The sequence below is a fragment of the Neorhizobium huautlense genome (assembly GCF_030811685.1).
In the GTDB taxonomy this organism is placed as follows: domain Bacteria; phylum Pseudomonadota; class Alphaproteobacteria; order Rhizobiales; family Rhizobiaceae; genus Neorhizobium; species Neorhizobium huautlense_A.
Genome location: NZ_JAUSRF010000023.1, coordinates 32,592 through 56,960, shown reverse-complemented (window position 1 = coordinate 56,960; position 24,369 = coordinate 32,592). Strand labels below are relative to the sequence as shown.

19 protein-coding genes, 3 tRNA genes and 1 pseudogene are annotated in these 24,369 nt (G+C 59.2%); 22 read left to right on the top strand and 1 reads right to left on the bottom strand.

Features of this window, described 5'->3' with window-relative positions; translation table 11 throughout:
- The first annotated feature begins 141 nt into the window (after window positions 1-141).
- The 6 genes from clpP (at window position 142) to J2T09_RS24500 (ending at window position 8,890) form a co-directional block, all read left to right on the top strand.
- On the top strand, window positions 142-774 hold the full coding sequence (clpP, locus tag J2T09_RS24525) for an ATP-dependent Clp endopeptidase proteolytic subunit ClpP (protein ID WP_306839560.1): 633 nt from the start codon (window positions 142-144) through the stop codon (window positions 772-774).
- Between the two features lie 290 nt (window positions 775-1,064).
- Window positions 1,065-2,342 carry an ATP-dependent Clp protease ATP-binding subunit ClpX gene (gene clpX, locus J2T09_RS24520; RefSeq protein WP_306839559.1) on the top strand — a complete coding sequence of 426 codons (1,278 nt, stop codon included), beginning with the start codon at window positions 1,065-1,067 and terminating at the stop codon, window positions 2,340-2,342.
- Between the two features lie 411 nt (window positions 2,343-2,753).
- A complete protein-coding gene (lon, locus tag J2T09_RS24515; RefSeq protein WP_306839558.1) occupies window positions 2,754-5,174 on the top strand; it encodes an endopeptidase La in 2,421 nt (806 codons plus the stop codon).
- Window positions 5,175-5,480: 306 nt separating this feature from the next.
- Window positions 5,481-5,759, top strand: coding sequence for a DNA-binding protein HupB (gene hupB / locus J2T09_RS24510; protein ID WP_112728432.1), 279 nt, complete (start codon window positions 5,481-5,483; stop codon window positions 5,757-5,759).
- 165 nt (window positions 5,760-5,924) lie between these two features.
- Window positions 5,925-6,527 carry an inorganic diphosphatase gene (locus J2T09_RS24505; protein ID WP_306839555.1) on the top strand — a complete coding sequence of 201 codons (603 nt, stop codon included), beginning with the start codon at window positions 5,925-5,927 and terminating at the stop codon, window positions 6,525-6,527.
- A 173-nt stretch (window positions 6,528-6,700) separates the two neighbouring features.
- Window positions 6,701-8,890, top strand: coding sequence for an esterase-like activity of phytase family protein (locus J2T09_RS24500; RefSeq protein ID WP_306839553.1), 2,190 nt, complete (start codon window positions 6,701-6,703; stop codon window positions 8,888-8,890).
- A 197-nt stretch (window positions 8,891-9,087) separates the two neighbouring features.
- Here J2T09_RS24500 and J2T09_RS24495 read toward each other — a convergent pair.
- A tRNA-Val gene (locus J2T09_RS24495) sits at window positions 9,088-9,163 on the bottom strand.
- Window positions 9,164-9,448: 285 nt separating this feature from the next.
- Here J2T09_RS24495 and J2T09_RS24490 point away from each other — a divergent pair.
- The 16 genes and pseudogenes from J2T09_RS24490 to J2T09_RS24415 all read left to right on the top strand — a co-directional run bounded on the left by J2T09_RS24490 (window position 9,449) and on the right by J2T09_RS24415 (window position 24,357).
- Window positions 9,449-9,525, top strand: a tRNA-Asp gene (locus J2T09_RS24490).
- 66 nt (window positions 9,526-9,591) lie between these two features.
- Window positions 9,592-9,668, top strand: a tRNA-Asp gene (locus tag J2T09_RS24485).
- Between the two features lie 691 nt (window positions 9,669-10,359).
- The gene (locus tag J2T09_RS24480; RefSeq protein WP_153356548.1) at window positions 10,360-10,725 is read left to right on the top strand and encodes an NADH-quinone oxidoreductase subunit A; all 366 of its coding nucleotides are present in this window, start codon (window positions 10,360-10,362) and stop codon (window positions 10,723-10,725) included.
- Window positions 10,695-11,294 (top strand): NuoB/complex I 20 kDa subunit family protein, encoded by a 600-nt coding sequence (locus tag J2T09_RS24475; RefSeq protein WP_306839550.1) that lies wholly within the window; start codon window positions 10,695-10,697, stop codon window positions 11,292-11,294. The genes J2T09_RS24480 and J2T09_RS24475 overlap by 31 nt, the downstream gene beginning before the upstream one ends.
- Window positions 11,295-11,304: 10 nt before the next feature.
- The gene (locus J2T09_RS24470) at window positions 11,305-11,907 is read left to right on the top strand and encodes an NADH-quinone oxidoreductase subunit C (protein WP_306839548.1); all 603 of its coding nucleotides are present in this window, start codon (window positions 11,305-11,307) and stop codon (window positions 11,905-11,907) included.
- Window positions 11,908-11,971: 64 nt separating this feature from the next.
- Window positions 11,972-13,162, top strand: coding sequence for an NADH-quinone oxidoreductase subunit D (locus J2T09_RS24465; RefSeq protein ID WP_306839546.1), 1,191 nt, complete (start codon window positions 11,972-11,974; stop codon window positions 13,160-13,162).
- A gap of 52 nt (window positions 13,163-13,214) precedes the next feature.
- Window positions 13,215-14,117, top strand: a pseudogene (nuoE, locus tag J2T09_RS24460) (NADH-quinone oxidoreductase subunit NuoE); the annotation flags it as partial.
- 26 nt (window positions 14,118-14,143) lie between these two features.
- A complete protein-coding gene (gene nuoF / locus J2T09_RS24455) occupies window positions 14,144-15,448 on the top strand; it encodes an NADH-quinone oxidoreductase subunit NuoF (protein ID WP_306839541.1) in 1,305 nt (434 codons plus the stop codon).
- 4 nt (window positions 15,449-15,452) lie between these two features.
- Window positions 15,453-16,064: a 5' DNA nuclease gene (locus J2T09_RS24450; RefSeq protein WP_306839539.1), complete on the top strand. Its 612-nt coding sequence runs from the start codon at window positions 15,453-15,455 to the stop codon at window positions 16,062-16,064.
- A gap of 2 nt (window positions 16,065-16,066) precedes the next feature.
- Window positions 16,067-18,148, top strand: a complete 2,082-nt coding sequence (gene nuoG, locus J2T09_RS24445) for an NADH-quinone oxidoreductase subunit NuoG (RefSeq protein WP_306839537.1) — start codon at window positions 16,067-16,069, stop codon at window positions 18,146-18,148.
- Between the two features lie 10 nt (window positions 18,149-18,158).
- Window positions 18,159-19,205, top strand: a complete 1,047-nt coding sequence (nuoH, locus tag J2T09_RS24440; RefSeq protein WP_306839535.1) for an NADH-quinone oxidoreductase subunit NuoH — start codon at window positions 18,159-18,161, stop codon at window positions 19,203-19,205.
- 37 nt (window positions 19,206-19,242) lie between these two features.
- Entirely contained in the window at window positions 19,243-19,737 is a 495-nt protein-coding gene (nuoI, locus tag J2T09_RS24435) for an NADH-quinone oxidoreductase subunit NuoI (RefSeq protein ID WP_306839534.1), read from the top strand.
- A 155-nt stretch (window positions 19,738-19,892) separates the two neighbouring features.
- A complete protein-coding gene (locus J2T09_RS24430; RefSeq protein WP_306839532.1) occupies window positions 19,893-20,507 on the top strand; it encodes an NADH-quinone oxidoreductase subunit J in 615 nt (204 codons plus the stop codon).
- Window positions 20,508-20,529: 22 nt separating this feature from the next.
- Window positions 20,530-20,838, top strand: a complete 309-nt coding sequence (gene nuoK, locus J2T09_RS24425; RefSeq protein WP_132273210.1) for an NADH-quinone oxidoreductase subunit NuoK — start codon at window positions 20,530-20,532, stop codon at window positions 20,836-20,838.
- A gap of 7 nt (window positions 20,839-20,845) precedes the next feature.
- Window positions 20,846-22,843: an NADH-quinone oxidoreductase subunit L gene (gene nuoL / locus J2T09_RS24420; protein WP_306839530.1), complete on the top strand. Its 1,998-nt coding sequence runs from the start codon at window positions 20,846-20,848 to the stop codon at window positions 22,841-22,843.
- Entirely contained in the window at window positions 22,843-24,357 is a 1,515-nt protein-coding gene (locus tag J2T09_RS24415) for an NADH-quinone oxidoreductase subunit M (protein ID WP_306839527.1), read from the top strand. The genes nuoL and J2T09_RS24415 overlap by 1 nt, the downstream gene beginning before the upstream one ends.
- Window positions 24,358-24,369: the final 12 nt, after the last annotated feature.

The following is a 24,369-nucleotide window of genomic DNA, read 5'->3' as shown; positions in this document are numbered from 1 at the left end:
CCTCTAACAACGGTTTCAGGTTAAGGATATCGGGGTCTCCGTCTTGAAGTGACAGGCGTTGACACTCTATGTAGGGATTGACCATTCCAATGATTCCGGGGCGCATGCTGCCTACGGCAAGGCATTTGACAAAGGACGGACATGAGAAATCCAGTTGATACCGCAATGGCCCTGGTGCCTATGGTCGTCGAGCAGACCAACCGCGGTGAGCGCTCCTACGACATCTTTTCGCGCCTCCTGAAGGAACGCATCATCTTCGTCACCGGTCCGGTGGAGGATCAGATGGCGTCGCTCGTCTGCGCCCAGCTGCTTTTCCTCGAGGCTGAAAATCCGAAGAAGGAAATCGCGCTCTACATCAATTCGCCGGGTGGTGTCGTGACCGCCGGCATGTCGATCTACGACACGATGCAGTTCATCAAGCCGGCCGTTTCGACGCTGTGCATCGGCCAGGCAGCCTCCATGGGCTCGCTTCTCCTTTGCGCCGGTGAAAAGGGCATGCGTTTCGCCATGCCGAACTCGCGCATCATGGTTCACCAGCCTTCGGGCGGTTTCCAGGGCCAGGCGTCGGATATCGAGCGTCATGCTCGTGACATATTGAAGATGAAAAAGCGCCTCAACGAGGTTTACGTGAAGCATACCGGCCGCACTTACGAGGAAGTCGAAAAGACCCTCGACCGCGACCACTTCATGGATGCCGACGAGGCGCAGGCCTGGGGCGTGGTCGACAAGATCCTGACCTCGCGTCAGGACGTCGAAGGTGCTCCGGCCGCATAAGTGGCCGAATTCCTGGCCAGGCCTCACCCCGTTGTGACCGAAAAGGGGTTTAATCTGGTCAGGAACAAACTAATAGTCCATATTAAGGCTGTGTTGAATTCTTATGACATAGCATTCGGTCTGGAAGGGGTTTCGTTGCCACCGGTGAAGGACTGTCGTCCGGCCCGGTAGAGTACCCCTTGAAGGTTCAAGCGGGCTTGGCCTCCGATAGGGAGGCCGGCCGGCCGGCGATGTAAGTGTCTGCCCGCGTGTTGAAACGGTCTGGGCGGCGGTGCTGGAAGGAAAGTGATATGAGCAAGGTCAGCGGCGGCAACGGCAGCGACTCCAAGAATACCCTGTACTGCTCCTTCTGCGGAAAGAGCCAGCACGAGGTCCGCAAGCTTATTGCAGGACCGACCGTATTCATCTGCGATGAATGCGTCGAACTGTGCATGGACATCATTCGCGAAGAGAACAAGAGCTCGCTGAACAAGTCCCGCGAAGGCGTTCCCACGCCCCAGGACATCATCGAGGTTCTCGACGAATACGTCATCGGCCAGAAGCAGGCGAAAAAGATTCTCTCTGTAGCGGTGCACAACCACTACAAGCGTCTCGCGCACGCCTCGAAGAACAACGAGATCGAACTGGCGAAGTCGAACATCATGCTGGTCGGCCCGACCGGCTGCGGCAAGACCTATCTTGCCCAGACGCTCGCCCGCATCATCGATGTTCCCTTCACCATGGCGGACGCCACCACGCTGACCGAAGCCGGTTATGTGGGTGAAGACGTCGAAAACATCATCCTGAAGCTGCTTCAGGCTGCGGATTACAATGTCGAGCGCGCCCAGCGCGGCATCGTCTACATCGACGAAGTCGACAAGATCTCCCGCAAGTCCGACAACCCGTCGATCACCCGCGACGTGTCGGGCGAAGGCGTGCAGCAGGCGCTTCTGAAAATCATGGAAGGCACGGTTGCCTCGGTTCCGCCGCAGGGTGGCCGCAAGCATCCGCAGCAGGAATTCCTGCAGGTCGACACGACGAACATCCTGTTCATCTGCGGCGGTGCCTTTGCCGGTCTGGACAAGATCATTTCTGCCCGCGGCGAAAAGACCTCGATCGGTTTTGGCGCAAGCGTTGCTGCACCGGACGACCGTCGTGTCGGCGAGGTTCTGCGCGAACTGGAGCCGGAAGATCTCGTCAAGTTCGGCCTCATCCCGGAATTCATCGGTCGTCTGCCGGTTCTGGCAACGCTCGAGGATCTCGATGAAGATGCGCTGATCCAGATCCTGTCGGAGCCGAAGAACGCTCTGGTCAAGCAGTACCAGCGCCTGTTCGAAATGGAAGACGTCGAACTGACCTTCCATGAGGACGCGCTGCGCGAAATCGCCCGCAAGGCGATCGTGCGCAAGACCGGTGCCCGTGGCCTGCGCTCGATCATGGAAAAGATCCTGCTCGACACGATGTTCGAACTGCCGACACTCGAAGGCGTTCGTGAAGTCGTGATCTCGGATGATGTGGTGAAGGGCAATGCCCGTCCGCTGTACATCTATGCCGATCGTCAGGACGAGAAGGCCAACGTTTCCGCTTGATGGCGTGATAGAATTGTCGGCGGGGAGGGCAACCTCTCCGCCGAAACCGTTTTCGAGGCCCGCGCTTTTGTCTGGAGTATGCGTTGCGGCAGATCGTTTCCTTGCCGGCATTGCCGGGCAGGCGAAATGACCGGAAACAAGACCGCCGACAGGTTATCCCTCAGTCGCGGTCGAACGAATGGACGCGCCGCCCTCCGGCCCCGCCCGTGATCCATTCGAGAACACTGACCAGACCCCTTCAGTCTGACGTAAGCATCGCATGCAACAGTTCCAATACTGTCGCAGTTTTGTCATGCGCGGACTGGATGGCTTGAAAAAAGCCTAGTAGGTTACCACTTTGGGCAAGACCAAAATGCCTGGTGATTTGCTTTTCAGGCATGCTCCCGGAAACGGGACGAGAAAGGAAATGACATGACGAATACGACGTCTGACGCACAGAGCCCCGCGACCTATCCGGTCCTGCCGCTGCGCGATATCGTGGTCTTCCCGCATATGATCGTTCCCCTGTTCGTCGGACGTGAGAAATCCATCCGCGCGCTCGAGGAAGTCATGGGCTCCGACAAGCAGATCATGCTTGCCACCCAGATCAATGCCGGCGACGACGATCCGGAATCCGCCGCGATCTACAAGATCGGCACCGTTGCCAATGTCCTGCAGCTCTTGAAGCTGCCCGATGGCACCGTCAAGGTTCTGGTCGAAGGCCGCGCCCGCGCCAAGATCAGCGAATATACCGATCGCGAAGAATTCTACGAAGCCCATGCCGAGACGCTGGCCGAGCCTGAAGAGGACGCGGTCGAGGTCGAAGCTCTGTCGCGCTCCGTGGTTTCCGAGTTCGAAAACTATGTCAAGCTGAACAAGAAGATCTCCCCGGAAGTGGTTGGCGCTGCCAGCCAGATCGAGGACTATTCGAAGCTTGCCGATACGGTCGCCTCGCACCTCTCCATCAAGATCACCGAAAAGCAGGAAATGCTGGAAACGGTGAGCGTCAAGACGCGCCTTGAAAAGGCTCTTGGCTTCATGGAAGGCGAAATCTCCGTCCTGCAGGTCGAAAAGCGCATCCGCTCGCGTGTAAAGCGCCAGATGGAGAAGACCCAGCGCGAATATTACCTCAACGAACAGATGAAGGCGATCCAGAAGGAACTCGGCGACGGCGAAGACGGCCGCGACGAGATGGCCGAACTGGAAGAGCGCATCGCCAAGACCAAGCTTTCCAAGGAAGCCCGCGAAAAGGCCGAGGGCGAGTTGAAGAAGCTGCGTCAGATGAGCCCGATGTCGGCCGAAGCCACGGTCGTGCGGAACTATCTGGATTGGCTGCTGACCATTCCGTGGGGCAAGAAGTCGAAGATCAAGACGGACCTGAACGCAGCCGAACAGATCCTCGAACTGGATCATTTCGGCCTCGAAAAGGTCAAGGAACGCATCGTCGAATATCTGGCCGTTCAGGCACGCGCCACCAAGATCAAGGGCCCGATCCTGTGCCTCGTCGGCCCTCCGGGCGTCGGCAAGACCTCGCTTGCCCAGTCGATCGCCAAGGCGACTGGCCGCGAATATGTGCGCATGGCGCTCGGCGGTGTGCGTGACGAAGCCGAAATTCGTGGTCACCGCCGCACCTATATCGGCTCGATGCCCGGCAAGGTCATCCAGTCGATGAAGAAGGCGAAGAAGTCCAACCCGCTCTTCCTGCTCGATGAAATCGACAAGATGGGTTCGGATTTCCGTGGCGATCCATCGTCAGCCCTCTTGGAAGTGCTCGATCCGGCCCAGAACGGTACCTTCATGGACCATTACCTGGAGGTTGAATACGACCTGTCCGACGTGATGTTCATCACCACGGCGAACACGCTCAACATTCCGGGCCCGCTGATGGACCGCATGGAGATCATCCGCATCGCCGGTTACACGGAAGATGAAAAGCGCGAGATCGCCAAGCGTCACCTTCTGCCGAAGGCGATAAAGGAACATGCCCTGCAGCCGAACGAATTCTCGGTTTCGGACGATGCCCTGATGGCCATCAGCCAGCAATACACCCGCGAAGCCGGCGTTCGTTCCTTCGAGCGCGAGCTGATGAAGCTCGCCCGCAAGGCCGTGACCGAGATCATCAAGGGCAAGACAAAGTCGGTTGCCGTGACGTCTGAAAACATTTCGGACTATCTCGGCGTGCCGCGGTTCCGCCACGGCGAAGCCGAGGGTGAGGATCAGGTCGGTGTCGTTACCGGTCTCGCCTGGACGGAAGTCGGCGGCGAACTCTTGACGATCGAAGGCGTGATGATGCCGGGCAAGGGTCGCATGACCGTCACCGGCAACCTCAAGGACGTCATGAAGGAATCGATTTCGGCAGCGGCATCCTATGTCCGTTCGCGCGCCGTCGATTTCGGCATCGAGCCGCCGCGTTTCGACAAGTCGGACATCCACGTCCACGTGCCGGAAGGCGCCACACCGAAGGATGGCCCGTCGGCCGGCGTCGGCATGGCAACGGCGATCGTCTCGATCATGACCGGCATTCCGGTATCCAAGGATGTCGCCATGACGGGTGAAATCACCCTGCGTGGTCGCGTCCTTCCGATCGGCGGCCTCAAGGAAAAGCTGCTTGCAGCGCTTCGCGGCGGCATCAAGAAGGTGCTGATCCCGGAAGAAAACGCCAAGGATCTGGCGGATATTCCGGACAATGTGAAGAACGGCATGGAAATCATTCCGGTCTCGCGCATGGGTGAAGTGATCAAGCACGCACTGGTTCGCCAGCCCGAGCCGATCGAATGGGACGGTTCCATCGAGACGCCCGTCATCGCCACCGTCGAAGGTTCGGAAGAATCGGGCACCACCATCGCCCACTAAAATTGTTATCCCGCAGGTCATTTGCGACCTGCGGGATACCCCACCGGCAGAATCACCCATGCCGCCGAAACGCCTTATTTTCCGGGCTTTCTCGCCGCATTAGGTATTTATTCCCGGTTTTGGACGGCGAGTTATATTTTTTGACGAAAAGGCCGGCTTTTTGCCGGCCTTTTTTGTGAAAAATGACTGCTCCCCCCTTGTTTTTCAGGCGTTTCCAGAGCTTTTGGGTGCGCAGGGGACGCTCAAAATCATTGTCGCCCCGGAGCTGAACTTGATACGTTTCAAACCATTGAAAGGGGTGGAAACATGAACAAGACCGAATTGGTTGCTGCCGTTGCCGAAAAGGCTGGCCTGTCGAAGACCGACGCCGCATCCGCAGTCGACGCTGTTTTTGACACCGTCCAGGCTGAACTGCAGAAGGGTGGCGACATCCGTCTCGCCGGTTTTGGCAGCTTCTCCGTTTCGCGCCGCGAAGCCTCCAAGGGCCGCAACCCGTCGACGGGTGCGGAAGTTGACATTCCGGCACGCAACGTGCCGAAGTTCTCGGCCGGCAAGGGCCTGAAGGACGCCGTCAACAACAAGTAAGTTGAACTTGGCGGTTTTACCGCCATGGTCTCGAAACCCCGGATTGCATCCGGGGTTTTTTGTTTTGCACGTCTCCTGCTGTTCCTTTTGTTCAACAGCAACTTGTCATGTGCCTGTCATGTCGTGCCCCTACGTGAAGCGCCTTACCGCATCAAAGGGAACTTCATGAAAACGCTTCTGACTGCCGCCGCCGCTCTGTTCGTCACCGCCGGCGTTGCCGCTGCCGAATACGTCTCCTATCTCGATTTTCCGCAGAAGATGGATGACGGCAAGGAATTCAACGTTGCCATCGAGATCCCGCAGGGCAGCTTCACCAAATATGAAATCGACGAAAAGACCGGCCACGTCATTGTTGACCGCTACCAGTCCATGCCGGTCGTTTATCCGGGCAATTACGGTTCGATTACCAGTTCGCTCGGCGGCGACAACGACCCGCTCGACGCAATCGTCTACACTCGCGAGCCGATCGTTCCGGGTGCCATCATCAAGGTTCGCCCGATCGGTGTCCTGAAGATGATCGATGGCGGCGAAGTCGATGACAAGATCGTTGCCGTTCCGACCAGCAAGATCGACCCCACCTATGACGACATCAAGGAAATCACCGATCTGCCGAAGATCGAGCAGGAACGTCTTGAGGCGTTCTTCCGCGTCTACAAGCAGCTGCCGACAGGTCGCAAGGTCGTCGAATTGAACGGTTTCGACAATGCGGCACATGCCGAAGGTGAAGTCGCAGCAGCCATCAAGGCGTATAACGCCAAGAAGAAGTAATCCTGGTCACTCTTTCAGTGGATGATGCGAAAGGCCGGGTCTCTCCGGCCTTTTCTTTTGCCGTTGCGAATTCCCGCCTTGCCGTTGCGAAAGCGGACGGCTCCCGAACGTCTGTCATGCTGCTGTCATCGGGCCAGCAGACAACCCAATCTGGTTTAACAGAGGGGTTATCCATGACATTCTCGAAACGCAGCGCATTCCTTGCGATTCTTTTGGCTTCAGTCGCCGTACCAGCCAGCGCCGAGCAGGTTTTTAACCGCATCGCGTCTTTCCCCGTCGCCCAGAACCTGCCGAAGGGCGAGGACAAGGCGACGTCGTCGGAAATCATCACCGCGACGGCCGATGGCAATACGCTGATCTATTCCGATGCGCCGGGCAGCACGATCGGTTTCATCGACATCACCGATGCCAGGGCGCCGAAGGCCGGCGGTTCCATCAAGATCGACGGCGAGCCGAACTCGGTCGCCGCCGCTGGCCCGAAGGTTCTCATCACCATCGACAAGACCGAAGATCTGACCAAACCGGCCGGTCAGCTGGGCGTCATCGACATCGCGTCGAAGAAACTTGAAAACACCTGCGATCTCGGCGGTCAGCCTGATTCGGTCGTGGTCGCGCCGGATGGCACGTTTGCCGCCATCGCCATCGAGAACCAGCGTGACGAGGAGCTGAACGACGGCGCCCTGCCGCAGCTTCCGGCTGGTGAACTGCTGATCGTATCGCTGAAGAACGGCGTTCCGGCCTGCGACAGCATCAAGCGCGTTGATGTGACCGGCCTTGCGACCGTCGCCCCGGAAGATCCGGAGCCGGAATTCGTCAACATCAACGCCAATGGTGAAATCGCCCTGACGCTGCAGGAAAACAACCACGTCATCATCATCGACAGTAAGACCGCCAAGGTCACCGGCCATTTCACCGCCGGCACGGTCGATCTCGAAGGCGTCGATGCCAAGACCGATGGTGCACTGAACTTTTCCGGCAAGCTGACCGCCGTCCCGCGCGAGCCGGATGCCGTCAAGTGGCTGGGCACCGATCGCCTCGTCATCGCCAACGAAGGCGATTACAAGGGCGGTTCGCGCGGCTTCACCATTTTCGACCGCTCCGGCAAGGTGCTTTACGATGCCGGCATGACGCTCGAACATGAAATCGCCCGTCACGGTCATTTCCCGGAAAAGCGCGCCAAGAACAAAGGCATCGAGCCGGAAGGCATGGAAGCCGCCATCTTCAACGGCCAGCAGTATTTCTTCGTGCTCTCTGAGCGCGGCTCGATGGTTGCCGTCTACAAGGACACCGGTGGCGAACCTGAACTCGTGCAGCTTCTCCCCTCGGGCATCTCGCCGGAAGGCGCCGTTGCCATTCCGGGCCGTAATCTGCTTGCCACGGCCAACGAAGCCGATCTCGGCGAAGATGGTGGCGCACGCTCGCATGTGATGCTCTATGAATTGGCAGAAGGCGAAAAGGCCTATCCGACGCTCGTCTCCAAGGATCTGGATGGCAAGGTCATCGGCTGGGGTGCTCTTTCCGGTCTCGTTGGTGACGCGGAGAAGGACGGCACGTTCTACGCCGTGTCCGATTCGGTCTATGCCATGCAGCCGTCGATCTTCACCATCGACGCAACGAAGAAGCCGGCCGAGATCACCAATGTCGTCCGCATCACCCGCAACGGCCAGCCGGCCCAGAAGCTCGACATCGAGGGCATCGCGCTCGACGGGAAGGGCGGTTTCTGGCTGGCGTCGGAAGGCGACAGCGCCAAGCTGGTTGGCCACGGCATTTACAACGTCAACGCCAAGGGCGAGATCAAGACGGAAATCGGCCTGCCGTCTGAACTGCTGGCCGGCGAAACCCGATTCGGCCTGGAAGGCATCACAACGACGGGCGAAGGCGACGACCTGACGCTCTGGATGGCCGTGCAGCGCGAATGGAAGGATGATCCGAAGGGCCAAACGAAACTTCTCTCCTACAAGCCGAAATCGAAGGAATGGGCAGCCGTCCGTTACCCGCTCGAAAAGGCTGAAAAGGGTTGGGTTGGTCTTTCCGAAATCACCGCCAACGGTGACCACCTCTATGTCGTCGAACGCGACAACCTGATCGGCGACGCCGCCAGGCTGAAGAAGCTCTACCGCGTCTCACTCAAGGACCTGAAGCCCGCAAAACTCGGCGGCGAACTGCCGGTCGTAAAGAAGGAAGAAGTTCACGACTTCCTGCCGGACCTGAAGAACGCCACCAACGGCTATGTTGTCGACAAGCTGGAAGGTTTTGCCTTCGACAAGTCCGGCAAGGCCTTTGCGGTGACTGACAACGATGGTGTGGATGATTCTTCGGGTGAGACGCTGTTCTTCCCGGTGAACATCAAGGTCACCAACTAAAAGCTTTCACGTGATGTGAAGAGGAGGGCCGGGTGCGTGAGGCGCGCCCGGCTTTTTCGTCTGGTCATCGCTGCGTGGGAATCTGGTGATTGCCGATCTCAAGCCACAGGCGGCGATCAAACTGGTTCAGAAAACGCCAGCTCGTGTCGATCAACGACAGAACCGAAAATAATGATAATTCAGAGGGGGGAAAGAAATGGTGGGCGATGAGAGACTCGAACTCCCGACATCCTCGGTGTAAACGAGGCGCTCTACCAACTGAGCTAATCGCCCTTCGCGTCAACCGGATCATGTCCGCCGCGTCGGTGGCCGTGAGATATGCGGAACCGGAGAAATCCGCAAGAGCCTTTTTCCATTTTTTTGAAAAATTTGCGACAGATATGGGGAAATCCCTGTTCCGCTGGGGCCAGGCTGGGGAAAGTTCATTTCGTCATTCTTTTGTCGTGAAAACTTGTTGACACCCGTCCGCGAACCTCTTAGTGAGCGCTCATCCCAAGCGGTTGAGGCCGCCGGGGGGAAGGGAAGCCTCTCAACAGAGTGCTTCGTTTCGAGATAAGTGCGGGTGTAGCTCAGTTGGTTAGAGTGCCGGCCTGTCACGCCGGAGGTCGCGGGTTCGAGCCCCGTCACTCGCGCCACTATCTCTTCCTCAGTCTACCTTCTGCCTCATGCAGAAGTTTTGCCGCAAGGCGAAGAAAATATGCGCGGGTGTAGCTCAGTTGGTTAGAGTGCCGGCCTGTCACGCCGGAGGTCGCGGGTTCGAGCCCCGTCACTCGCGCCATTTTCTTCTCGATCCTTGTCCGCGACATGATCCCATCATTCTCTCCCTGATGTCAAATTTATGATCACGATTGCACAAGCCTCTTCTGTGGGCGTTTTGCGTGAGTCTCCACCTGATGGTTCTCTTGTCCGGCGCAGGGTGCGCTGCGGCATGGATTTGTTTGCAATTGCGTGATCGGCCAGGGGAGGGGTGCGCGTCGTCTCGTGCGGTATCTGGGTGTGTTTTGCACAAAAAATGGGCCGTCGAGCGCGGAAATTCTCCGGTGTTGCAGGCTTAACTCTTTGATTGCATTCGTTATGTCGTTGTTGACCCCGAAGTTGATTTTCGGGACTTTTTTCTGCGCGCTATCGTCGCATGAAATTTTTTTAGTAAATTCAAACATTTGTCGAGTATCGCCTGACAAAGCGCAAAAACGCCCGAAAACCTTGAGTTTTTTGCTCCTGTTAATAATTTCGGTGCATTGTCATCTATGGTCATGAAGGGGTTTTCCCGGCGCTTTATGGCTTTCCCGCACATGCTGCGACGTTTCGTCGTCTTTCGCATCATTTTGGAGTGGGGGTTGGGGGTCAAACCTCTTGCGCCGGGGGCTGTCCTGCGATAGTCAGCCCTTGTTGCAATGCACGTTCGCTTGGCCAGTGCATAAGTGTTAGGCGTTTGCCCTTCGCTTGCGGTCAGGCAGGGATGGAATACAATGACTGAACTCCTCAGTTCCTATCTCCCGATCGCGATCTTCATCGGCATTTCCATGGTGATCGGTCTGGCGCTGCTGATCGCGCCCTTCGCCGTGGCCTACAAGGCTCCCGATCCGGAAAAGCTCTCCGCCTTCGAATGCGGTTTCAATGCCTTCGATGACGCCCGTATGAAGTTCGATATCCGGTTCTACCTGGTCTCGATTCTCTTCATCATCTTCGATCTCGAAGTTGCCTTCCTCTTCCCTTGGGCCGTGTCCTTCGGTGAAATGGGCTGGTTCGGCTTCTGGTCCATGATGGTGTTCCTCGGTGTGCTCACCATCGGCTTTATCTACGAATGGAAGAAGGGAGCTCTGGAATGGGAATGACCGGCAACACGCTCGTCGCGCAAAAGCCGAAGGGCATTCTCGATCCGGCGACCGGCAAGCCTGTCGGCGCGAATGATCCGTTTTTCACCGATGTCGACAACGAGCTGGCCGACAAGGGCTTTCTCGTCACCTCGACCGACGAGCTGATCACTTGGGCGCGCACCGGCTCGCTGATGTGGATGCAGTTCGGTCTGGCCTGTTGCGCCGTTGAAGGCCTGATGCAGGCGTCCGGCCCGCGTTACGACATGGAGCGCTTCGGTGTTGCTCCGCGCGCGTCTCCGCGCCAGTCTGACGTGATGATCGTTGCCGGCACGCTGACCAACAAGATGGCGCCTGCGCTTCGCAAGGTCTATGACCAGATGCCGGAGCCGCGTTACGTCATTTCGATGGGCTCCTGCGCCAATGGTGGCGGTTATTACCACTATTCCTATTCGGTGGTGCGCGGCTGTGACCGTGTCGTCCCGGTCGATATCTATGTGCCGGGCTGTCCCCCCACGGCAGAAGCACTGCTTTACGGCGTGCTCCTGCTGCAGAAGAAGATCCGCCGCACCGGCACGATCGAGCGCTGAGGGATAAGTCATGAGCGAAGTTCTCGAACAACTCTCCACCTACATCCGCGAAGCCACGGGCAACCTCGTGTCGGCGTCCGAGATCGCCTATGGCGAACTCAACCTGACGACCGACCGCGACAGCATCGTCGAACTTCTAACGTTCCTGCGCGATGATCCGCAGGGCGGTTTCATCAGCTTCATCGATGTGTCCGGTGTCGACTGGCCGCAGCGCCCCGAGCGTTTCGATGTCGTTTATCACCTGCTGTCGCCCAAGCGTAACCTGCGCCTGCGTGTAAAGCTGTCGGTTGCAGAAGACGTTTCGGTTCCCTCGGTCACCGGTGTCTACAAGGGTGCCGACTGGTTCGAACGCGAGATCTGGGACCTGTACGGCGTGCCGTTCTCCGGTCACCCGGACATGCGCCGCCTCGTCACCGATTACGGTTTCCAGGGCCATCCGCTGCGCAAGGACTTTCCGGTTACCGGTTTTGTCGAGGTGCGTTACGATGACCAGCTCAAGCGGGTCGTTTACGAGCCCGTCGAGCTTCGCCAGGAGTTCCGCAATTTTGACTTCACGTCGCCATGGGAAGGCACGGATTACGTGCTGCCGGGTGACGAGAAGGCACAGCAGTAAAATGGGTGGGGCCCTTCGGGCTCCTCTCGCCATTCGCCATTCGCCTGACGGCGTGGAGCGCACAATGACTGAACATAACGTCCGCAATTTCACGATCAACTTTGGCCCGGAGCATCCGTCCGCGCACGGCGTTCTGCGTCTTGTGCTCGAACTCGATGGCGAAATCGTGGAGCGCGTCGATCCGCATATCGGTCTGCTGCATCGCGGCACCGAAAAGCTGATGGAAACCAAGACCTATCTGCAGGCACTGCCTTATCTGGACCGTCTCGACTATGTCGCGCCGATGAACCAGGAGCATGCCTACTGTCTGGCCATCGAAAAGCTGCTGGGGCTGCAGGTGCCGAGCCGCGGTCAGCTGATCCGCGTTCTCTATTCGGAAATCGGCCGTATCCTGTCGCACATCATGAACGTCACGACCCAGGCCATGGACGTCGGCGCCATGACGCCGCCGGTCTGGGGTTTCGAAGAGCGCGAAAAGCTGATGATCTTTTACGAGCGCGCCTGTGGCGCCCGTATGCACGCAGCTTATTTCCGCCCGGGTGGCGTCCATCAGGACCTGCCGCAGCAGCTGGTGGAAGATATCGGCGCCTGGTGTGATCCGTTCATCAAGGTTCTCGACGATATCGAAGGCCTGCTCACCGGCAACCGCATCTTCAAGCAGCGTAACGTCGATATCGGCGTGATCTCGCTGGAAGACGCGTGGAACTGGAGCATGTCGGGCGTCATGGTGCGTGGTTCGGGCGCTGCCTGGGACCTGCGCAAGTCGCAGCCTTACGAATGTTATGCCGAGCTCGATTTCGACATTCCGATCGGCAAGAACGGTGACTGTTTCGATCGTTACCTCGTCCGCATGGCCGAAATGCGCGAATCGGTGAAGATCATGAAGCAGTGCGTTGCCCGCCTGCTCGGTGATGCCAAGACCGGCCCGATCTCGGCAACGGACGGCAAGGTGGTTCCGCCCAAGCGCGGCGAGATGAAGCGTTCGATGGAAGCGCTCATCCACCACTTCAAGCTCTATACCGAAGGTTTCCACGTGCCGCCGGGCGAAGTTTACGCAGCCGTCGAAGCGCCGAAGGGCGAATTCGGCGTCTATCTCGTCGCCGACGGTTCCAACAAGCCATACCGCTGCAAGCTGCGCGCTCCCGGTTTCGCGCATCTTCAGGCCATGGATTACATGTCGACAGGCCACCAGCTGGCCGACGTCACGGCAATCCTCGGTTCGCTCGATATCGTGTTCGGGGAGGTGGACCGCTGATGCGTTCGCTCCCGACCATGATTGCAATGTATTGAATAGGACGTGATGTAAAATGTCTGTTCGTCGACTAGCCGAAGATCAGTTCCAGCCTGCCTCATTCGCCTTCAACGCGGAAAACACCGTGTTCGAAGCTGCGACCATCGCCAAGTATCCAGAGGGACGTCAGCAGTCGGCGGTTATCCCGCTGTTGATGCGTGCGCAGGAACAGGACGGCTGGGTCACCAAGGCGACGATCGAATATGTCGCCCAAAAACTGTCCATGCCGTATATCCGCGTGCTGGAAGTGGCGACCTTCTACACCCAGTTCCAGCTGAAGCCTGTCGGTACCCGCGCCCATATTCAGGTCTGCGGAACCACGCCCTGCATGCTGCGCGGCTCCGATGAGCTGATCAAGGTCTGTCAGCACAAGATTCATCACGATCCCTTCCATACCAATGCCGAGGGCACGCTGTCCTGGGAAGAGGTCGAGTGTCAGGGCGCCTGCGTTAACGCTCCCATGGTCATCATCTTCAAGGATGCATATGAGGACCTGACGCCTGAACGCCTCGAACAGATCATCGACGAATTCGAAGCCGGCAAGGGCGCGGATGTGCCGGTCGGCCCGCAGAACGGCCGTCACCTGTCGGCGCCTGAAGGCGGCGCTCTGACGCTGCTCGACGATATCAAGCCGGTGCGCACCAATCTCGATCCGAAGCCGGCCCCGGCTGCCGAAGGCGCATCCGTGCCGCCGGCCGATGCAGGTCATCCGAAGGATACCGCGCCGGAAACCGACAAGTCGCTCAAGACCCCGGTCACCGCACCGAAGGCTGCTGCGAAAAACGCCAAGGAAGCCGAAAAGGGCGAATCGACGACGACCTCGACCAAGCCGGCCGCCAAGCGCGGCAGCAAGGCCGAGGGCGCTCCGGCAGCCGAAGGCGCCGTTGCCGGTGAAGACAAGCCGAAGCGCACGCGCAAAGCCAAGCCTGAAGGGGAGGCGTGATCATGTTGAACGATCAGGATCGCATCTTTACGAACATCTACGGCCTCAAGGACAAGTCCCTGAAGGGCGCCATGAGCCGTGGCCATTGGGATGGCACCAAGCAGATCATCGAAAACGGTCGTGACTGGATCATCAACGAGATGAAGGCCTCCGGTCTTCGTGGTCGTGGTGGTGCGGGCTTCCCGACCGGCCTGAAATGGTCCTTCATGCCGAAGGAATCGGATGGCCGTCCGCATTACCTCGTCGTCAATGCCGACGAATCCGAGCCCGGTACCTGCAAGGACCGTGAAATCATGCGCAACGATCCGCATACGCTGATCGAAGGCTGCGTGATCGCCGGTTTCGCCATGGGCGCGCACACCGCCTACATCTATGTTCGCGGCGAATACATGCGCGAACGCGAAGCCCTGCAGGCCGCGATCGACGAATGCTACGATGCCGGCCTTCTCGGCAAGAACAACAAGAACGGCTGGGATTACGACATCTACGTCCATCACGGCGCGGGTGCCTATATCTGCGGCGAAGAAACCGCTCTGCTCGAAAGCCTTGAAGGCAAGAAGGGCCAGCCGCGCTTGAAGCCGCCGTTCCCGGCCAACATGGGCCTCTACGGCTGCCCGACCACGGTCAACAACGTCGAGTCCATCGCCGTTGCCCCGACCATCCTGCGTCGCGGTGCCACCTGGTTTTCGTCGATCGGCCGTCCGAACAATGTGGGCACAAAGCTGTTCATGATCTCCGGTCACGTCAACAAGCCGTGCACTGTCGAAGAAGCCATGGGCATCCCGTTCCGCGAACTGATCGAAACCCATGCCGGCGGCATTCGCGGCGGCTGGGATAACCTGCTCGCCGTCATTCCCGGCGGCGCATCCTGCCCGGTCATCAAGGGCGAGGACATGGGCGACGCGATCATGGACTTTGACGGCATGCGCGAAAAGAAGTCGTCCTTCGGCACGGCTGCGATCATCGTCATGGACAAGTCCACCGACATCATTCGCGCGATTGCCCGTCTGTCGGCCTTCTTCAAGCATGAAAGCTGCGGCCAGTGCACGCCGTGCCGCGAAGGCACCGGCTGGATGTGGCGCGTGATGGAGCGCATGGTGAAGGGCAATGCCCAGAAGCGCGAAATCGACATGCTGCTGCAGGTCACCAAGCAGATCGAAGGCCACACCATCTGCGCGCTCGGCGACGCGGCTGCGTGGCCGGTGCAGGGGCTGATCCGCAATTTCCGCCCGGAAATCGAAAAGCGCATCGACGAATACACCTACCGCTCGACGTCTGATGGCGCCGTGCTGGAAGCTGCGGAGTAAGGTCATGACGTCGCCGGAGGAGAAACACGCGGGGCAGGGGGCATCGACGGCAAAGCCGACGTTCGGCTCTGCTTGGCCCGGTTTCGATCCGGCTTCGCTGACGCTGAACCCGATGATGGCCAATCCGGCGGCTGCCATGGCGGCAATGACGCAGATCGGCATCGAATTGCAGACTCAGTTCGCCACCGCGATGTTCGGCATGATGCAGAACGCCATGGACGCCAGCCAGCGTCTGCACCGCACGCTGGAAGACATGGCTCGCGAGCCTGCCGCTTCCGAAGCCGAAAAGGCTGAAGCGCCGGCACCGACGGCCACGAAGACAAGAACCGCCAAGGCTGCACAGCCGGAAGCGAAAGATGACTTGAAACGGATCTCGGGTCTCGGGCCCAAGATCGAGACGAAGCTGAACGGTCTGGGTATCACAACCCTTTCCGAGATCGCCGGATGGAGCGCCGATGAGGCTGCCCGCGTCGATGCAGAACTCGGCCTGGATGGCCGCGTGACGCGCGATGATTGGGTGGCCCAGGCAAATGCGCTGACCACCGGCACAGCACAGGAATTGCCACCGGTCAGGGCTGCGGCCCGCAAGACCGGCGGACGGAAAAACAGGACGTAACGATGACGAAGCTCAAGGTTGACGGCAAGGAAATCGAGGTTCCGGACCACTTCACGCTGCTGCAGGCATGCGAGGAGGCAGGTGCCGAAGTGCCGCGTTTCTGTTTCCACGAACGTCTGTCTGTCGCCGGCAACTGCCGCATGTGTCTGGTCGAGGTAAAGGGTGGCCCGCCGAAGCCGGCAGCATCCTGCGCCATGGGCGTGCGCGATATCCGCGGCGGCCCGAACGGCGAGCTTCCGGAAGTCTTCACCAACACGCCGATGGTCAAGAAGGCCCGCGAAGGCGTGATGGAATTCCTGCTGATCAACCACCCGCTGGATTGCCCGATCTGCGACCAGGGCGGTGAATGCGATCTGCAGGACCAGGCCATGGCCTTCGGTATCGACAGTTCGCGCTACACCGAAAACAAGCGCGCCGTCGAAGACAAGTATATCGGCCCGCTCGTCAAGACCGTGATGAACCGCTGCATTCACTGCACGCGTTGCGTCCGCTTCACCACCGAAGTCGGCGGCATTTCCGAGCTTGGCCTGATCGGCCGTGGCGAAGATGCCGAAATCACCACCTATCTCGAGCAGGCGATGACCTCCGAGCTGCAGGGCAACGTCGTTGACCTCTGCCCGGTCGGCGCGCTCACCTCCAAGCCGTTCGCCTTCACTGCCCGTCCGTGGGAACTGAACAAGACCGAATCCATCGACGTGATGGATGCCGTCGGTTCTGCCATCCGCGTCGATACGCGTGGCCGCGAAGTCATGCGCATCATGCCGCGTGTCAACGAGGCCGTGAACGAAGAGTGGATTTCTGACAAGACACGCTTCATCTGGGATGGCCTCAAGACCCAGCGTCTCGACCGTCCTTACGTGCGCCGCGACGGCCGTCTTCAGGCAGCGTCCTGGGGTGAAGCCTTTGCCGCCATCAAGGGCGCGGTTTCGGCCAGTTCGGGCAACAAGATCGGCGCCATCGCTGGCGATCTCGCGTCCGTCGAAGAGATGTACGCTCTGAAGTCGCTGATCGCCTCGCTCGGTTCGGAAAACATCGATTGTCGCCAGGATGGTTCGGCCTTCGACCCGTCTCTCGGCCGTGCAAGCTACATCTTTAACCCGACGATTGAAGGCATTGAAAAGGCTGACGCTTTGTTGATCGTGGGTTCCAACCCGCGTTATGAAGCCGCTGTTCTTAACGCCCGCATCCGCAAGCGTTTCCGTCGCGGCAATTTCCCGATCGGCCTGATCGGCGAAGCCGGCGAAATGCGTTGGGATTACGAATATCTCGGTGCCGGTCCGGACACGCTGACCGACCTCGTCGAAAACGGCAATGCCTTCATCGACAAGCTGACCGCCGCCAAGAACCCGATGATCATCGTTGGTCCGGGCGCTGTTGCCCGCGCTGATGGTGCAGCCATTCTGGCACTGGCCGCCCGTCTTGCTGCAACGGTTGGTGCCGTCACGGAAGACTGGAACGGTTTTGGCGTTCTCCACACCGCAGCCTCGCGCGTCGGCGGCCTCGACCTCGGTTTCGTACCGGGCAAGAACGGCGTCAACGCAGCCGAAATGCTGAAGTCGATGGACGTGCTCTTCCTGCTCGGCGCTGACGAGTTCTCGGCGGCCGACAAGGGCGCAAAGTTCACCGTCTATATCGGCAGCCATGGCGATGCCGGTGCACATGCCGCCGACGTCATCCTGCCGGCTGCAGCCTATACCGAAAAGTCGGGCACCTGGGTCAACCTCGAAGGTCGCGTCCAGATGGGCAACCGCGCTGGCTTCGCCCCGGGCGAGGCCCGCGAAGACTGGGCGATCTTGCGCGCGCTGTCCGACGTTCTCGGCCACAAGCTGCCGTTCGATAGCCTGTCTGCGCTGCGCTCCAAGCTTTATGCCGAATTCCCGCATTTCGCCGAACTCGACGAAGTGGCAGTCGGCACCGGCGATCAGGTCGCAAAGCTTTCGCAGGCCGGTGGCCGCGCCGACAAGGCGGCCTTCGTGTCGTCGGTCAAGGACTTCTATTTGACGAACCCAATCGCCCGCGCTTCCGCCGTCATGGCAGAGTGCTCGGCATTGGCCCGCAACAACTTCCAGGTTGCGGCGGAGTAAGGGCAGGACAATGGATACTTTCTTCTGGACCTATATCTGGCCGGCCCTGATCATTGTCGGGCACTCGCTGCTGACGCTGGTCTGCCTTCTGGTCTTTATCGCCTTCATCCTTCTTGCCGACCGTAAGGTCTGGGCAAACGTACAGCTGCGCCGCGGCCCCAACGTCGTTGGTCCGTTCGGCCTGTTCCAGTCGTTCGCCGACCTGATCAAGTTCGTCCTGAAGGAGCCGATCATTCCGGCCGGCGCCAACAAGGTGGTATTCCTCCTGGCGCCGCTGGTCTCGGTGACTTTGGCGCTTGCCACATGGGCGGTCGTGCCGGTTGCCGATGGCTGGGCCGTCGCCAACATCAATGTCGGCATCCTCTATATTTTTGCGATCTCCTCGCTCGAAGTCTACGGCGTCATCATGGCCGGCTGGGCATCGAACTCGAAATACCCGTTCCTCGGCGCGCTGCGCTCGGCGGCACAGATGGTGTCCTACGAAGTCTCGATCGGCATCGTCATCGTCACCGTTCTTCTCTGCGTTGGTTCCTTGAACCTGCAGGACATCGTCTACGCGCAGAAGACCGGCCTCGGCACGATGATCGGCCTGCCGAACACGTTCCTCGACTGGCACTGGCTGTCGCTGTTCCCGATGTTCGTGATCTTCTTCATCTCGGGTCTCGCTGAAACCAACCGTCCGCCCTTCGATCTTCCGGAAGCGGAATCGGAACTCGTCGCCGGTTATATGGTCGAATATTCGTCGGCCCCGTACATGATGCTGATGCTCAGCGAATATGCTGCCATCATGCTGATCTGCGCGCTGACCACGATCCTCTTCCTCGGAGGCTGGTTGCCGCCGTTCGACTTCTGGCTGATCAACTGGGTTCCGGGCATCGTCTGGTTCCTACTGAAGGTCATCCTGGTGTTCTTCGGTTTCGCGATGGCCAAGGCGATCGTGCCGCGCTACCGCTACGACCAGCTGATGCGTCTCGGCTGGAAGGTCTTCCTTCCGCTTTCGCTCGGTATGCTGGTGATTGTTGCATTCGTACTGAAGCTGACGGGTTGGGCTGGCTGATGGCTCACCACTCGCTCGGCTCACTTGGAGAATAAAGATGGCAGGCCTCTCTCAAGCCGTCGGTTCGCTGTTCCTGAAGGAATTCGTCGCTGCTTTCGCGCTGACGTTCAAATATCTGTTCTTCCGTCAGAAGGCGACGATCAACTACCCGTTCGAAAAGGGCCCGGTCTCTCCGCGCTTCCGTGGTGAACATGCGCTGCGCCGTTATCCCAACGGCGAAGAACGCTGCATCGCCTGCAAGCTGTGTGAAGCCATCTGTCCTGCTCAGGCGATCACCATCGAAGCCGGTCCGCGCCGCAATGACGGCACCCGCCGCACGGTGCGTTACGACATCGACATGGTAAAATGCATCTATTGCGGTTTCTGCCAGGAAGCATGCCCGGTCGATGCCATCGTCGAAGGGCCGAACTTCGAGTTCTCGACCGAGACGCGCGAAGAGCTGTATTTCGATAAGGCCAAGCTGCTCGCCAATGGCGACCGCTGGGAGCGTGAAATCGCCCGCAACCTTCAGCTGGACGCGCCTTATCGTTGATAGGGTGCCATTGAAGGCAACATGAATTGACATGTCCCGCAGCCGGATGGCGGCGGGAAACAGGATAAAAAAGTCTGGACGGCATCGGCCGCCAGGTCCGACGGGGAGGGGCCCTTATTCAAGGGTCTTGCCGGGGAAGACGAGAAGGCACCAACATGGGTCTGCACGCTATATTCTTTTATCTCTTCGCCTTCGTCGCTGTGGCGTCGGCGGTCATGGTCGTGTCGGCCAGAAACCCGGTTCACTCGGTGCTGTTCCTGATCCTCGTGTTCTTCAACTCGGCGGGCCTGTTCCTGCTGACGGGAGCCGAGTTCCTGGCGATGCTGCTTCTGGTCGTCTATATCGGCGCCGTCGCGGTTCTCTTCCTCTTCGTGGTCATGATGCTCGACATCGACTTCGCCGAGTTCCGCCAGGGCGTGCTGCAATATGCGCCGATCGGCGCGCTGATCGGCCTCGTGGTCGCCGCTGAACTGATCCTCGTGGTCGGTGGCTCGGTCCTGTCGCCGCAGGCTGCCAAGTCGATCGCCATGCCGATCCCGCCGGTGGCCGAGCGCCAGAACACGGCAGCGCTGGGTGACGTGCTTTACACCCATTACGTCTACTTCTTCGAAGTGGCCGGCCTCATCCTGCTCGTCGCCATGATCGGCGCGATCGTGCTGACGCTGCGCCATCGCCAGAACATCAAGCGGCAGAATATCGCCCGCCAGGTTGCTCGTACGCCGGAAACCGGTGTCGAGATCGTCAAGGTCAAGTCGGGCCAGGGCCTCTGAGAGCGGGACAAGGATTGAAATTATGGAAATCGGACTTTCCCATTACCTGACGGTCAGCGCCATCCTCTTCACGATCGGCGTGTTCGGCATCTTCCTGAACCGCAAGAACGTCATCATCATCCTGATGTCGGTCGAACTGATCCTTTTGTCGGTAAACCTCAACATGGTGGCCTTCTCGTCGTTCCTCAACGACATCGCCGGCCAGGTGTTCGCGCTCTTCATTCTGACGGTTGCTGCAGCGGAAGCGGCGATCGGTCTTGCAATTCTCGTGGTCTTCTACCGCAACCGCGGCTCCATCGCGGTCGAAGACGTCAATATGATGAAGGGCTGATCGGGTCATGATCTACAAGGCAATCGTCTTTCTTCCCCTGATCGGCTTCCTGATCGCCGGCCTTTTTGGCCGTCAGATCGGCGCCAAGGCATCGGAATACGTCACCACCGGTCTGATGATCGTCGCGGCAATCCTGTCGTGGATCGTCTTTTTCGATATCGCGCTCGGTCATTCCGAGGGCGAGGTCGTCAAGGCCGTCGTCATGCGCTGGATCCAGTCCGGCGGCATCGATGTCGAATGGACCTTCCGCATCGACACGCTGAGCGCGATCATGTTCGTCGTGGTCAACACCGTGTCTACGCTCGTGCATCTCTATTCGATCGGCTACATGCATCACGACGAGCATCGTCCGCGTTTCTTCGCGTACCTGTCGCTCTTCACCTTCGCGATGCTGATGCTCATCACCGCCGACAACCTGCTGCAGATGTTCTTCGGCTGGGAAGGCGTGGGTCTGGCGTCCTACCTGCTGATCGGTTTCTGGTTCAAGAAGCCGTCCGCGTCTGCTGCCGCCATGAAGGCCTTCATCGTCAACCGCGTCGGTGACTTCGGTTTCATCCTCGGCATCGGCTGCGTCTTCGTGCTGTTCGGTTCGATCAATTTCGAAACCATCTTCGCCACAGCCGCGACCTACATGCCGCATGAAGGTGCAAGCGACGCCAACGTGATCGTTGCCAACTTCTTCGGCATGGAACTGACCAGAAGCACGGCGATCACCGTCACCTGCCTCCTGCTCTTCATGGGTGCGATGGGTAAGTCGGCGCAGTTCCTGCTGCACACCTGGCTGCCGGACGCGATGGAAGGCCCGACCCCGGTTTCGGCCCTCATTCACGCCGCAACCATGGTCACCGCCGGCGTTTTCCTCGTCGCCCGCATGTCGCCGATCTTCGAACTGTCGCCGGATGCGCTGCTGGTCGTCACCATCATCGGTGCCATCACCGCCTTCTTCGCGGCCACCGTCGGCCTCGTGCAGAACGACATCAAGCGCGTCATCGCGTATTCGACCTGCTCGCAGCTCGGTTACATGTTCGTTGCGCTCGGCGTCGGCGCTTATGGCGCAGCCGTTTTCCACCTGTTCACGCACGCCTTCTTCAAGGCTCTCCTGTTCCTTTGCGCCGGCTCGGTTATCCATGCCGTCGATGGTGAGCAGGACATGCGCCACATGGGCGGCCTGCGTCCGCACATCAAGGTCACTTTCGTGATGATGCTGATCGGTACGCTCGCCATTACCGGCGTCGGCATTCCGTTCACGCCGGTCGGTTTTGCCGGCTTCTTCTCCAAGGACTTCATCATCGAAGCGACCTACGCATCGCATTCGCCGGCTTCCGGCTTTGCCTTCACGCTTCTGGTGATCGCGGCCATGTTCACGAGCTTCTATTCGTGGCGCCTGATGTTCCTCACCTTCTTCGGCAAGCCGCGTGCGAGCCACGAGGTCATGCACCACGTGCATGAAAGCCCGCAGGTCATGCTGGTGCCGCTCTACATCCTTGCCGTTGGTGCGGTTGTTGCCGGTGTGGTCTTCAAGGAATATTTCTACGGTCACGAATACGAAATGTTCTGGTCGGGGGCGCTGTTCACGTCCGAGCACAACGAACTGCTGCACGAATTCCACCACGTGCCGGCGCTCGTTGCTCTTGCACCGTTCATCGCCATGCTGATCGGTCTCGTCACCGCCTGGTATTTCTACATCAAGTCGCCGGAAACCCCGAAGCGTCTGGCCGCTTCGCAGCAGGGCCTCTACCAGTTCCTGCTCAACAAGTGGTATTTTGACGAACTCTACGACTTCCTGTTCGTTCGTTCGGCAAAGGCACTCGGCCGCTTCCTGTGGAAGAAGGGTGACGTCGCCGTCATCGACGCCTATGGCCCGAACGGCATCGCCGCCCGTGTTGTCGACGTTACGCGCAATGTCGTGCGTCTGCAGTCCGGCTACCTTTATCACTACGCGTTTGCGATGCTGATCGGCATCGCCGCCCTCGTCACATGGATGATGCTCGGGAGTTCCTTCTGATGACCGATTGGCCCATTCTTTCAACGGTCACCTTCCTGCCGCTGGTCGGCGTGGTGCTCCTGCTCCTCACCGGGCAGGAGGGCGCGAACGGCCGCCGCAATGTCCTGAACATCTCGCTGGCGACCACCGTCGTCACCTTCATCGTGTCTCTGTTCATCTGGATCGGCTTCGACAATTCGAACCCCGGCTTCCAGATGGTCGAGAAGCATGAATGGCTCGGCACCGGCATTTCCTACCATCTCGGCGTCGATGGCATTTCCATGCTGTTCGTCATCCTCACCACTTTCCTCATGCCCTTTTGCGTGCTGGCAAGCTGGGAATCGATCGAACACCGCATCAAGGAATACATGATCTCCTTCCTGCTCCTGCAGGTGGCGATGACCGGCGTGTTCGTCTCGCTTGACATCGTTCTGTTCTACGTATTCTTCGAAGCGACCCTGATCCCGATGTTCATCATCATCGGCGTCTGGGGCGGCAAGGATCGCGTCTACGCATCCTACAAGCTCTTCCTCTACACGCTGCTCGGTTCGGTTCTCATGATGCTCGCCATCATGGCCATGTACTGGAACGCCGGCACGACCGACATCGTCGAACTGCTGAAGCACGGCTTCCCTGCCGGCATGCAGACCTGGCTTTTCCTTGCCTGCTTCGCCGCCTTCGCTGTCAAGATGCCGATGTGGCCGGTCCATACCTGGCTTCCGGATGCGCACGTTCAGGCTCCGACCGCAGGTTCGGTCATCCTGGCAGGCGTCATGCTGAAGCTCGGCGGTTACGGCATGATCCGTATCCTGCTGCAGATGTTCCCGCTGGCGTCGGACTATTTTGCGCCGATGGTGTTCGCGCTGTCCGTCATCGCCATCATTTACACCTCGCTGGTCGCGATGATGCAGGACGACATCAAGAAGCTGATTGCCTATTCGTCGGTTGCCCACATGGGCTACGTGACCATGGGTATCTTTGCCGCCAATACGCAGGGCGTGCAGGGTGCGGTGTTCCAGATGCTGTCGCACGGTATCGTGTCCGGCGCGCTCTTCCTTTGCGTCGGCGTCGTTTATGACCGCCTGCACACCCGCGAGATCTCCGCTTACGGCGGTCTCGTCAACAACATGCCGAAATACGCCGTGGCGATGATGATCTTCACCATGGCCAATGTCGGCCTGCCGGGTACGTCTGGCTTCATCGGCGAGTTCCTGACCATCATCGGCGTCTTCCGCGTCAATACCTGGGTGGCCCTGTTTGCCGCTACCGGTGTCATCCTGTCGGCCTGCTACGCTCTGTGGCTCTACCGCCGGGTTCTGTTCGGTGCGCTGGAGAAGGAAAACCTCAAGCAGTTGCTGGACCTTTCAACGCGTGAGAAAATCCTTCTTTACCCGCTGATTGCGCTCACCATCTTCTTCGGCTTCTATCCGGCGCCGGTATTCGACGTGACTGCCGCGTCGATCGACGCGCTGGTCAACAATTACTCGGCAGCCCTGCAGGCAGCGCAAAAGCTTGCGCTCGCAGTAACGCACTGAGACGGGACGGAC